This is a genomic window from Curtobacterium sp. MCBD17_032, assembly GCF_003234855.1.
GTDB lineage: Bacteria > Actinomycetota > Actinomycetes > Actinomycetales > Microbacteriaceae > Curtobacterium.
Window position 1 is genome coordinate 40,485 of the sequence record NZ_QKTO01000011.1, and the last position, 11,758, is coordinate 52,242.

The 11,758-nt window shown below is 70.3% G+C and carries 10 protein-coding genes; all 10 read right to left on the reverse strand.

The window, feature by feature from the left end; translation table 11 throughout:
* Positions 1 to 32: 32 nt before the first annotated feature.
* Positions 33 to 1,529, reverse strand: a complete 1,497-nt coding sequence (gene miaB, locus DEI91_RS12915) for a tRNA (N6-isopentenyl adenosine(37)-C2)-methylthiotransferase MiaB (RefSeq protein ID WP_111052677.1) — start codon at positions 1,527 to 1,529, stop codon at positions 33 to 35.
* 148 nt (positions 1,530 to 1,677) lie between these two features.
* Positions 1,678 to 2,724 (reverse strand): regulatory protein RecX, encoded by a 1,047-nt coding sequence (locus DEI91_RS12920; RefSeq protein ID WP_111052678.1) that lies wholly within the window; start codon positions 2,722 to 2,724, stop codon positions 1,678 to 1,680.
* Positions 2,721 to 3,779, reverse strand: coding sequence for a recombinase RecA (gene recA / locus DEI91_RS12925; RefSeq protein WP_110823884.1), 1,059 nt, complete (start codon positions 3,777 to 3,779; stop codon positions 2,721 to 2,723). Before recA ends, DEI91_RS12920 begins: the two co-directional genes overlap by 4 nt.
* A 285-nt stretch (positions 3,780 to 4,064) precedes the next feature.
* The gene (locus DEI91_RS12930) at positions 4,065 to 4,289 is read right to left on the reverse strand and encodes a DUF3046 domain-containing protein (RefSeq protein WP_111052679.1); all 225 of its coding nucleotides are present in this window, start codon (positions 4,287 to 4,289) and stop codon (positions 4,065 to 4,067) included.
* A 67-nt stretch (positions 4,290 to 4,356) separates the two neighbouring features.
* Positions 4,357 to 4,665, reverse strand: a complete 309-nt coding sequence (locus tag DEI91_RS12935; RefSeq protein ID WP_110823882.1) for a helix-turn-helix domain-containing protein — start codon at positions 4,663 to 4,665, stop codon at positions 4,357 to 4,359.
* A 154-nt stretch (positions 4,666 to 4,819) separates the two neighbouring features.
* A complete protein-coding gene (locus DEI91_RS12940) occupies positions 4,820 to 5,350 on the reverse strand; it encodes a CinA family protein (protein WP_258374425.1) in 531 nt (176 codons plus the stop codon).
* Positions 5,323 to 5,955, reverse strand: a complete 633-nt coding sequence (gene pgsA, locus DEI91_RS12945; protein ID WP_111052680.1) for a CDP-diacylglycerol--glycerol-3-phosphate 3-phosphatidyltransferase — start codon at positions 5,953 to 5,955, stop codon at positions 5,323 to 5,325. Before pgsA ends, DEI91_RS12940 begins: the two co-directional genes overlap by 28 nt.
* A 4-nt stretch (positions 5,956 to 5,959) precedes the next feature.
* Positions 5,960 to 8,911 (reverse strand): DNA translocase FtsK, encoded by a 2,952-nt coding sequence (locus DEI91_RS12950; protein ID WP_111052681.1) that lies wholly within the window; start codon positions 8,909 to 8,911, stop codon positions 5,960 to 5,962.
* A gap of 97 nt (positions 8,912 to 9,008) precedes the next feature.
* On the reverse strand, positions 9,009 to 10,685 hold the full coding sequence (locus tag DEI91_RS12955) for a ribonuclease J (protein WP_111052682.1): 1,677 nt from the start codon (positions 10,683 to 10,685) through the stop codon (positions 9,009 to 9,011).
* A 48-nt stretch (positions 10,686 to 10,733) separates the two neighbouring features.
* Positions 10,734 to 11,711, reverse strand: a complete 978-nt coding sequence (gene dapA / locus DEI91_RS12960) for a 4-hydroxy-tetrahydrodipicolinate synthase (RefSeq protein WP_111052683.1) — start codon at positions 11,709 to 11,711, stop codon at positions 10,734 to 10,736.
* Between the last annotated feature and the right edge of the window lie 47 nt (positions 11,712 to 11,758).

Sequence of the window (11,758 nt, forward strand, 5' to 3'; positions counted from 1 at the left end):
AGTCGGCGTCGACCCCTCGCGCGGGTCGCGGGTCAGCGTCCGACACGGAGCGTGGGGAGGCCGAGCGAGACCGGTCGCGGACCGGCACCCGGAGCGGCCGGGACGGGCACGCCGCAGGACTCCGCCTGCGCCCGGTCCCAGGCGTCGCCGGCGCGGGTGCGTCGGATGCGCAGCGGTGCGTCGGTGTCGGCGACCAGGAAGTGCGGTGCCGCACGGGTCACCTCGACCGAGACGACGTCGCCCGGCCGCGGGACGTCCGATCCGGCCGGGACCGCGAAGTGCACGAGGCGGGCGTCCTCGGCGCGACCGGACAGGCGGTGCGTGGACTCGTCCTTCTTCCCCTCGCCGGTGGCGACGAGGACGTCGACCGTGCGACCGAGCTGCGCGGCGTTCTCCTCCGTCGTGATCCGGTCCTGCAGGGCGATGAGCCGCTCGTACCGCTCCTGCACGACCTCCTTCGGCAGCTGGTCGTCCATGGTGGCCGCAGGGGTACCGGGGCGGATCGAGTACTGGAACGTGAAGGCCGTCGCGAACCGGGCCTGCTCGACGACCCGCAGGGTGTCCGCGAAGTCCGCCTCCGTCTCGCCGGGGAAGCCGACGATGACGTCGGTGGAGATGGCCGCGTGCGGGATCGCGGCGCGGACGCGATCGAGGATGCCGAGGAAGCGTTCGCTCCGGTAGCTGCGCCGCATCGCCTTGAGCACCCGGTCTGACCCGGACTGCAGCGGCATGTGCAGCTGCGGCATGACGTTCGGCGTCTCGGCCATCGCGGCGATGACGTCGTCCGTGAAGGCCGCGGGGTGCGGGCTGGTGAAGCGCACGCGTTCGAGGCCGTCGATCTGGCCGGTGGCGCGGAGGAGTTTCCCGAACGCATGGCGGTCGCCGAACTCGACGCCGTACGAGTTGACGTTCTGTCCGAGGAGCGTGACCTCGATCGCACCGTCGTCGACGAGGGCCTGGATCTCGGCGAGGACGTCACCCGGACGACGGTCGCGCTCCTTGCCGCGGAGGGACGGCACGATGCAGAACGTGCAGGTGTTGTTGCAGCCGACGGAGATCGACACCCAGCCGCTCGAGGTCGACTCCCGCTTGGTCGGCAGCGTCGAAGGGAAGACGTCGAGGGACTCGAGGATCTCGAGCTGCGCCTCGTCGTTGTGGCGGGCACGCTCGAGCAGGGTCGGCAGGGACCCCATGTTGTGCGTGCCGAACACCACGTCCACCCACGGCGCCTTCTCGAGGATGACGTCCTTGTCCTTCTGAGCGAGGCAGCCGCCGACGGCGATCTGCATGCCGGGGCGGTCCCGCTTCACGGACGCCAGGCGACCGAGGTTGCCGTACAGGCGCTTGTCCGCGTTCTCGCGGACGGCACACGTGTTGATGACGACGACGTCTGCCTGCTCGTCGTCCTGTGCGGCGACGTACCCGGCAGCGCGGAGCGACCCGCTGAGCCGCTCGGAGTCGTGCACGTTCATCTGGCACCCGTAGGTACGCACTTCGTAGGTCCGCGGGGTCGCGACGGCGGTGTCCATGATCGTCCAGTGTAGGACCGGGCGGATACCGGACCGGGGCCGAGCACCCGCACCGATCGGCGCTTCTGCTCCGGTCCCGATCCGGTCTCGCCTCGGTTCCGCCACGGTACGGTGCGAACCGGACCGGGGCGAGGCCGTGCGGGTCGGACTACTCGAACCGCACGGTTCCACGACCGCCGGGCGGCGGACGGCGGGGGCCGTCGAGCGCACGCTCGACGGCGATGCGGACGACGCCCCCGTTGTACCCCTTGCGCATCAGGAACCCGGACAGTCGACGTTCGGCCGTCGCGCGGTCGAGGCCGCGCATCTGCCCGGCACGCTTCGTCGCCAGTTCGATCGCCCGGACGAACTCGTCGTCCTCGTCGTCCGCCGCCGCGTCGAGTGCTGCGTCGATCGCGGTCTGGTCGATGCCGCGGCGACGGAGGTCGGCGACGATCGCCTGCCGGCCGAGGCCCTTGCGCGCATGCATCCGGTCCACGAGGTCGGTGGCCAGCGCGACGTCGTCGAGCAGCCCGACGCGGGTGAGCCGGTCGATCTCCTGCTCGATGACGTCCGGGTCGAACGCGTCCTGCTTCCCGAGCATCGCCCGGAGCTCGGACGTGCTCACGCCGCGTCGGCTGAGCGCACGCATGCTGATCCGCTCCGCATCGGCACGTTGCTCGTCGAGTGGCCGCGGAGCGTCTGCCGGATCGAGCTCGCCGCCGGTGATCGAGAACACCGACGCCGTCGGCGCGTCCGCCTCGTCGCCGTCGTAGCCGGTCTGCTCGGCCCGAGCGCTCCGCCCCGACCCGTCCCCGACGACCGGGGACAGCCAGGCGTCCTGCGCACCCCGGACCGACAACGGGACCGGAAACGGGACCGGCGTGTCCGCGTCCGACGGGACCGCCGCCGCGTGCTCCCGCCCGAAACCGTCACCGGTGTCGTCGCTGCCGTCATTAGCCAAACGGTCGGCGTCCGCCCAGCGCTCCGTCTCCGTCCCGCGCTCCGCGTCCGACCAGCGGTCGGCGTCCTGCGAGCGGTCGGCGTCCTGCGAGCGGTCGGCGTCCTCCGAGCGCTCGCTGTCGGGCCGGTGCCCGGCGTCCGCTGCGCTCGTGGTCCGGGCACCGGGACGTGTGCCGTCAGGACGGCGACGGGACCTCGCTCCGAACAGATCGGTCACCGGAGCGAGGTCGTCGCCGTCGTGGTCGGTCGTCACGCGCCCTTGCGCTCCGCGAGCTTCGGCGCGATCGAGTCGACCGGCGCCGCTTCCTTCGCCCCACCGACGCCGAGCTTCGCGAGGATCTTGCCCTCGATCTCAGCGGCGATCTCCGGGTTCTGGATGAGGAAGGACCGCGAGTTCTCCTTGCCCTGCCCGAGCTGGTCGCCGTCGTAGGTGTACCAGGCGCCGGACTTCTTCACGATCCCGTGGTCGACGCCGAAGTCCAACAGCGAGCCTTCGCGCGAGATCCCCACCCCGTAGAGGATGTCGAACTCGGCCTGCTTGAACGGCGGCGCCATCTTGTTCTTCACGACCTTGACGCGGGTGCGGTTGCCGACGGCGTCGGTGCCGCTCTTCAGCGTCTCGATGCGACGGATGTCGAGGCGGACCGACGCGTAGAACTTGAGCGCCTTACCACCGGAAGTCGTCTCGGGCGATCCGAAGAACACGCCGATCTTCTCGCGCAGCTGGTTGATGAAGATCATCGTGGTCTGCGTCTGGTTGAGCCCACCGGCGAGCTTGCGGAGCGCCTGCGACATGAGGCGGGCCTGCAGACCGACATGGGAGTCGCCCATCTCGCCCTCGATCTCGGCGCGGGGCACGAGTGCCGCCACGGAGTCGATGACGATGAGGTCGATGGATCCCGACCGGACGAGCATGTCCGCGATCTCGAGCGCCTGCTCGGCGGTGTCGGGCTGGGAGACGAGGAGCGCGTCGATGTCGACGCCGAGCTTCTTGGCGTACTCCGGGTCGAGCGCGTGCTCGGCGTCGATGAACGCCGCGATGCCGCCGTTGCGCTGCGCGTTCGCGATGGCGTGGATCGTCAGCGTGGTCTTACCGGAGGACTCCGGTCCGTAGATCTCGATGATGCGACCACGCGGGAGTCCACCGATCCCGAGCGCGACGTCGAGCGCGACGGAGCCGGTGGGGATCACGGCGACCGGAGCACGCTCGTCGGTCCCGAGGCGCATCACGGCACCCTTGCCGAACTGACGGTCGATCTGGGCGAGTGCGGTCTCGAGGGCCTTCTCGCGGTCTACTGGTGATGGCATGGGATGCTCCTTCGTGCTCGTGACGGCCGCCTGTAGGCTGTCGCGTCCGGACCGGCCGATGGTGCAAGGCCACTCGTTCTGCGACAAGGCTTCGGACGTGTTCCGATGTCCTCGAACCTACGGCCGCCCACCGACATCCATGCCGTCAGGAGCGGAGGTCGTGGAAGGAGCACCCGGTCGACGTCGCTGTGGAGGAACGTAGCACCGACCGAACACGTGTTCGAGCGACACGCCGAACACACGTTCGCCCACGCGCGGAGCGAGCGCCACCAGCGTCAGCACGCGTCAGTCGCGCGGTTCCTGGAGACCCTTGCCGTGCCGACGCTCGAGCGGGACGTCCTGGGAGTCGCAGAGGGCGTCCCACACGGCACGCGCGTCGATGCCCGCCGCGAGGGCGTCCGCCGCCGATCGGCCGCCGAGCTGTTCGAGCACGACGTCCCGGGCGACGACCGCTCCGTACGCGTCCCCGAACACCTGGTCGACGGCTCGCCAGAACTCACTCACCCGCATCGGACCAGCGTAACAACGGCGAACGCCCCCGCCGGCGGACCGGCGAGGGCGTTGCGAGCGGTACGGGTCAGCGCACCGCGAGGTCGTTGTCGAACTCGGCGACGAGTTCGTCCGGGAGCGTGTCCGGGACACGGGTGAGCCCTTCGACCACTGCGAGGCGGTCGCCCACTTCGCGCATGATCGTCGAGATGGGGGTGTCGAGGGCATCCGCCACAGAAGCGAGGATCTCGGAGCTGGCCTCCTTCTGACCGCGCTCCACCTCACTCAGGTACCCGAGGGCAACACTGGCCTTGGACGCGACCTGACGGAGGGTCCGGCCCTTCTGCAAGCGGAAGTCCCGCAGCACGTCGCCGATCTCCTGACGAACGAGAACCATGAGAACTCCTCCTTCCTGTCATCTCCGCGCCCGCTCGATCCGGATGACCGAGCTCGGGTCCGACCACCCTGCGGTTGCCGGTTGCAGCATGGTAGCCAGTGCGGCTGCCGTCCTGCTGGAGATTGCGTGAGATGTAACCTGACGGTCACGCCCGCTATTCCACGCCCTCGAGTCTGGACCGCAGACGTGTCAGGAGTTCGGAGACGACCGCCGCACGGATCGCCCCGCGGTCCCCGTCCAGGTGCAGTTCGACCGCACCGGCGCCCTGTGCGTCCGCGATCCCGATGAAGACGGTCCCGACCGCCTTGCCGTCCTGCGGTTCCGGCCCGGCGACGCCCGTCGTGCTGATCCCCCACGTGGCGGGGACACCGTCGACGGCCAGCGCGATCCGGACACCCGCGGCCATCTGCCGCGCCACCTCGGGGTCGACAGCGCCACGGTCCGCGAGCAGCTCGGCGTCCACGTCGAGCACGGTCGCCTTCACCGGGGTCGCGTAGGCGACGACGCCACCACGCACGACGGCGGACGCCCCGGCCACCCCGACGAGTTCCGCGACGACGAGCCCGCCCGTCAACGACTCCGCGACCGCCACCGTCTCCCCACGGGCGGTCAGTGCGGCGACCAGGCCCGCGGCGGTACCCCGGGAGCCGGCCTCGGTCACGCCGGCGTCCGGTTGTGTCGCCACGCCTGCACGAGGTAGTCGACACCGCTCGCCACGGTCGCCACGAACGCGGCCGTCATGGAGACACCGTTCACCCAGTGGGCGACGTCCCCGACCAGGTGCCACCACGGGAACAGCGCGAGCGTCAGTGCGACGGCCTGCAGGACGGTCTTGACCTTGCCGCCGCGGCTCGCCGGGATCACCCGGTCGGAGAGCACCGCGAACCGGAAGACGGTGATGCCGATCTCGCGGAGCATGATGAGCACCGTCACGAACCAGGGCAGTTCCCCGAGGATCGACAGCGCCACGAGGGCACCGCCGATGAGGACCTTGTCCGCGATCGGGTCGACGAGCTTCCCGAAGTCGGTGACCAGGTCCTGCCGACGGGCGATGATGCCGTCGGCGCTGTCGGTGACGATCGCCACGACGAAGAGCACGGCGGCCCAGATGCGCACCGGCCCGTCGGCGCCGGCGTCCGCCAGCAGCAGGACGAAGAACAGCGGCGCCATGAGGATGCGCACCACGGTGATGATGTTGGCGACGTTCGCGGTCGACGCGGGGCCGGGACCCTTGCGCAGGATCCGGCCGCGCCACGGGAACCGGTTCGTCGTGCCGTCGGAGGCGGTCATGGTCTCACTCCCTGCCCGTCAGGCCCCAGGCGTCCTCGTCGGTGTCGCCGTCCACCTCATCGTACCCACGTGTCATGCCTGCCACCGGGTCGTCCCCGTACCGGTCGTCGGCCCCGTCCCCGGCCGGTGCCCCTGCTGCCGATGCGGGCGCGGCGGGGGCGGTCGGCGGCTCTTCGCCCCGGAGCTTCGCGAGCACCGCGGGCAGCTGGTCCCCCGTCACGAGGACGTCGCGCGCCTTGGACCCCTCGGACGGCCCGACGATGTCGCGGGACTCCATGAGGTCCATGAGCCGTCCGGCCTTCGCGAAACCGACCCGGAGCTTGCGCTGCAGCATCGACGTCGACCCGAACTGCGTCGAGACGACCTGCTCGACGGCGGCCAGGAGCAGCTCGAGGTCGTCGCCGATGTCGGCGTCGATCTCCTTGCGCTCGACCACCGCGGCGACGTCCTGCCGGTACTCGGGCTGGGCCTGCCGGGTGACGTGCTGGACGACCTCGGCGACCTCGGTCTCCTGCACCCAGGCACCCTGCACGCGGACCGCCTTCGACGACCCCATGGGCAGGAACAGCCCGTCGCCCTGCCCGATGAGCTTGTCGGCTCCGGGCTGGTCGAGGATGACGCGGGAGTCCGTCACGCTCGTGACCGCGAAGGCGATGCGCGACGGCACGTTCGCCTTGATGAGACCCGTGATGACGTCCACCGACGGGCGCTGCGTCGCGAGCACCAGGTGGATGCCGGCAGCGCGGGCCAGCTGGGTGATGCGGACGATCGACTCCTCGACGTCGCGCGGGGCGACGAGCATGAGGTCGGCGAGCTCGTCCACGACGACGAGCAGGTACGGGTACGGCTTGAGCTTCCGCTCACTGCCGGCCGGCAGCACGATCTCCTCGTTCTGCACGGCCTTGTTGAAGTCGTCGACGTGCCGGAAGCCGAACGACGCCAGGTCGTCGTACCGCATGTCCATCTCCTTCACGACCCACTGCAGCGCTTCGGCCGCCTTCTTCGGGTTCGTGATGATGGGGGTGATGAGGTGCGGGACGCCGGCGTAGATCGACAGCTCCACGCGCTTCGGGTCGACGAGGACCATGCGGACCTCGGACGGCTTCGCGCGCATGAGCAGCGACGTGATCATCGAGTTGATGAACACCGACTTGCCGGACCCCGTGGAACCGGCGACGAGCAGGTGGGGCATCTTCGCCAGGTTCGCGACGACGAAGCCGCCCTCGACGTCCTTGCCGACGCCGATCGTCATCGGGTGCTTCGACTTGGTGGCCGCACTCGACCGGAGGACGTCACCGAGGGAGACGATCTCGCGGTCGGTGTTCGGGATCTCGACGCCGATCGCGCTCTTGCCGGGGATCGGCGAGAGGATGCGGACCTCGTTCGAGGCGACCGCGTAGGACAGGTTCTTCGACAGCGCCGTGACGCGCTCGACCTTCACGCCCGGGCCGAGCTCGATCTCGTACCGCGTGACCGTCGGGCCACGGGAGAACCCGGTGACCTTCGCGTCGACCTTGAACTCGGTCAGGACGCCGGTGATGGCGGCGACGATCTCGTCGTTCGCCTGGCTGCGGGCGACCGACGGGGTCCCGGGGCTCAGCGTCGTCGCAGCCGGCAGCCGGTACGGGTGCGCCGGGTCCTCCTCGGTCGCGACCGGCGGCAGGCCCTCGGGCTCGTCGTCCACGCCGACGTCGCCGAGGTCCGACTCCGCCGACACGACGGGGACGCTCGCCGGAGCGACGGGCGCCGGTCCGGTCGCCGGGCCCGTGGCGACGGCAGCGGCCACGTCGCGGTCCGGACGGAACGCCTCCGTCGGGGACGCGGGCGCCGGCGACCCGAAGTCGCGCAGTGCCTGCTCCGCGCGGTCGAGGTCGTCGGCGACGTCCTGCTCGACCGAGTCGTTCAGGTTGACCGAGACCGGCTCGGCGGGCGTCAGGTCACGGAGGCCCGCCGCGGCACCCCGTGCCGGGGCGGCCGCCGGAGCGACACCGGTCGGCGGGATGACGGGACTGTCGTACGCCGGGTCCTCTTCGCGGCCGGACTTGTTGCGGCGCCACCACGGCAGGTGCTCGTCGGCCCCGTCCTCGCCCGGAGCGCCGTCCTCGCCGAACCCGAGGTCCTCGAACAGCGGGAAGTCCTGCGACTGTCCCTTCGGGCTCCGCTTGCGGGTCGGCTTCGTCGCCGACGCGGTGTCGTCCTCGGTGAGGGGCGTCTCGGCGGCGGGACCGGGAGCGCCGAAGAGGTACGCGTACAGCTCGTGCAGCCGCCGACCGAGCTTGTTCGGCGGGGTCTTCGTGATGATGAAGAGCGAGAGCGCGAGCAGGACGACCGCGACCGGTACGGCGACCCACACGGTGGCGACGGCGACGAGCCAGCCGATGACGACCCAGCCGATCACCCCGCCGGCTGCGGCGAGTGCGGGCATGCCGTCCGCGGCGCTCGGCTGGCCGCCGAACACGTGGCAGAGCGAGGCGATCGAGACGAGCATGAGGCCGAGGCCGATCCCGATCCGGGTGTTGTCGTGCACGGACGCCGGGTGCCGGAACAACCAGCCGGCGAAGACGACCATGATGACGGGCAGCGCGAAGGCCAGGCGCCCGAACAGCCCGCCGAACGTGTACGCGTCGAGGCCGATCGACACCGGGTTGGTGGGGTTCAGCCACTCCACGACGGCACCGAGGACCGCGAGGACGAACAGCAGGAACGGGAACCCGTCGCGCCGCTGGTCCTTCTCGAGCGACTCCTTGCCGAGCAGCCGGAAGCCGGCGCCGACGCCGTGCGCCATGCCGAGCCATGCGGTCACGAGCGGGTTCTGCTCGCGGAACACCGGGGTGGGTGCAGCCTGCGGCAGTTTCTTCGTCGTGGCCTGGGTGCGCGACGTCCCGCGCGACCCGCCTCCACGGGTCGACGACGAGGACGCGCGCGAGCGCGTGGTCGACTTGGTGCCTCCGGCCATGGGCAGAACCCTAATCCTTCCCGAGGACAACGACGGGAGGCCCGCCGCAGCGTCCGGTGCGGACGTGCGGCGGGCCTCCAGGACGGGGCAGCGCGCCTCAGGCCTCGATGACCACCGGCACGATCATCGGGCGTCGTCGGTGCTTCGTGTTCACCCAGCGGCCGACCGTCCGGCGGACGACCTGGGTGAAGGCGTGCTGGTCACGCGTGCCGTTGGCGGCGGCCTCGGTCAGCGCCTTGGCGATCTGCGGCCGGACGTCGTCGAAGACGGAGTCGTCCTCGGCGAAGCCGCGCGACTGGATCTCCGGGCCGATGACGCACTGGCCGGTCGTGAAGTCGACGGCGCAGAAGACCGAGATGAAGCCTTCCTCCGCCAGGACCCGACGGTCCTTCAGGTCGGCGTCGGTGATCTCGCCGACGGTGGATCCGTCCACGTAGACGTACCCGATGTCGAGCTGCCCGGCGACGGTCACGACGCCGTCCTTGAGGTCGACGACGGTGCCGTCCTCCCCCAGGACCACGTTGCGCGGCGGCACCCCGGTCTGGATCGCCAGGTCGGCGTTCGCGAACAGGTGGCGGTGCTCGCCGTGCACGGGCATGACGTTGCGCGGGCGCAGGATGTTGTAGCAGTAGAGCAGCTCGCCGGCCGAGGCGTGCCCGGAGACGTGCACCTTCGCGTTGCCCTTGTGCACGACCTTCGCGCCGAGCTTCGTCAACCCGTCGATCACGCGGTACACCGCGTTCTCGTTGCCGGGGATGAGGCTCGACGCGAGGATGACGGTGTCGCCCTCGCCGATCTCGATCTGGTGCTCGAGGTTCGCCATCCGCGCGAGGACGGCCATCGGCTCGCCCTGGGAGCCGGTCGACATGTAGACGATCTGGTCGTCCGGGACGTTCTTCGCCTTCTTCGTGTCGATGAGCACGTTCTCGGGGACCCGCAGGTACCCGAGCTCGGCGGCGATCGTCATGTTGCGGATCATCGATCGGCCCATGAACGCGACCTTGCGGTTGGCGGCGGCGGCGGCGTCGAGGACCTGCTGGACGCGGTGCACGTGCGAGGAGAAGCTCGCGACGACGACCTTCTTGCGGGCGCGCGTGATGATGTTCTCGAGCACCGGGCCGATGTCGCGCTCCGGGGCGGTGAAGCCCGGGACGTCGGCGTTGGTGGAGTCCGGCAGGAACAGGTCGACGCCCTGCTCGCCGAGACGGGCGAACGCACGGAGGTCCGTGATGCGGTCGTCGAGCGGCAGCTGGTCCATCTTGAAGTCGCCCGTGTGCAGCACGCGACCGGCCGGGGTCGTGATGGCGACGGCGAGGGCGTCCGGGATCGAGTGGTTCACGGCGACGAACTCGAGGTGGAACGGACCGAGCTGCTCGGTCTGGTCCTCGGCGACGTTGAGCGTGTACGGCTTGATCCGGTGTTCCTTGAGCTTCGCCTCGACGAGTGCGAGCGTCAGCGTGGAGCCGATGAGCGGGATGTCGCCGCGGAGCTTCAGCAGGTACGGGACGGCGCCGATGTGGTCCTCGTGCCCGTGCGTGAGCACGACACCGAGGACGTCGTCGAGGCGGTCCCGGATCGGCGAGAAGTCCGGCAGGATCAGGTCGACCCCGGGCTGGTGCTCCTCCGGGAAGAGGACGCCGGCGTCGACGATGAGGATCTTGCCCTCGAACTCGTAGACGGTCATGTTGCGACCGATCTCGCCGAGTCCCCCGACGGGGATGACTCGGAGCGTTCCGGGTTCGAGCGGCTGCGGTGTGGAGATCTGTGTGGGCATTCGGTCCTACGGATTCGGGCGACGCACGTCGTGCGCCGCGGTGTTCGTCTAGCGGGTGGTGCCTGGCACCTTCGGTAGTGCGCCGCCGGCCGCTGCGTTGCGGTCGGGGCGGAAGTTGGAGAAGCCGGCGCCGGGGACGTCCCGGACGGCTTCGAGCGAGGTCTCGATGGCGTACGCCTCAGAGTCCTCGGGCCCGACGAGGGGCAGGCGGACACGCGGGCTGCCGATGCGGCCGAGCCCGTGCAGGACGTACTTCGCGGCGACGGTGCCGGGCACGTGGGTCATGACCGCGCGGACGAGGGGTTCGAGGCGCTTGTGCTCGGCCGTCGCGGTGGCCAGGTCGCCGCGGTTCACGGCGTCGACGATCGTGCGGTACGGCGTGCTCGTGATGTTCGCCGTGACACCGATGAGGCCGGTGGCACCGATCGACAGGTGCGGGAGCACGTTCGTGTCGTCGCCGGAGAAGTACATGAGGTCGGTGTTGTTGAGCACCCGCGAAACCTCGGCGAAGTCGCCCTTGGCGTCCTTCACCGCGAGGATGTTCGGGTGCTTCGACGCGCGCAGGATGGTGTCGTACGTGATCGGGATGCCGGTGCGGCCGGGGATGTCGTACAGGATCACCGGCAGGTCGGTCGCGTCGGCGATCATCCGGAAGTGCGTGAGGACACCGGCCTGGGTCGGCTTGTTGTAGTACGGCGTGACGATCATGACCCCGTCGGCACCGGCGCGCTCGCTCTGCTTGTAGAGCTGCATGGCGTGCGCGGTCTCGTTCGAGCCACCGCCGGTGATGATCTTCGCGCGACCAGCGGCCACGGACTTCCCGACCTCGACCAGCCGGAGCTTCTCCGGGTCGGTCAGGGTCGACGTCTCGCCGGTCGTACCGGTCACGACGATGCCGTCGGCACCTGCCGTGATGCAGTCGTCGATGTGCTGCTCGACGCCCGGCCAGTCCACCTCGCCGTCGGCGGTGAACGGGGTCACGAGCGCGACGAGGACCTGGCCGAAGGGATTCTCACGCGTGGACACGGAGTCCAGCGTACCGGGCGCGACGGACCGGGCGTCCGTCCACGCGG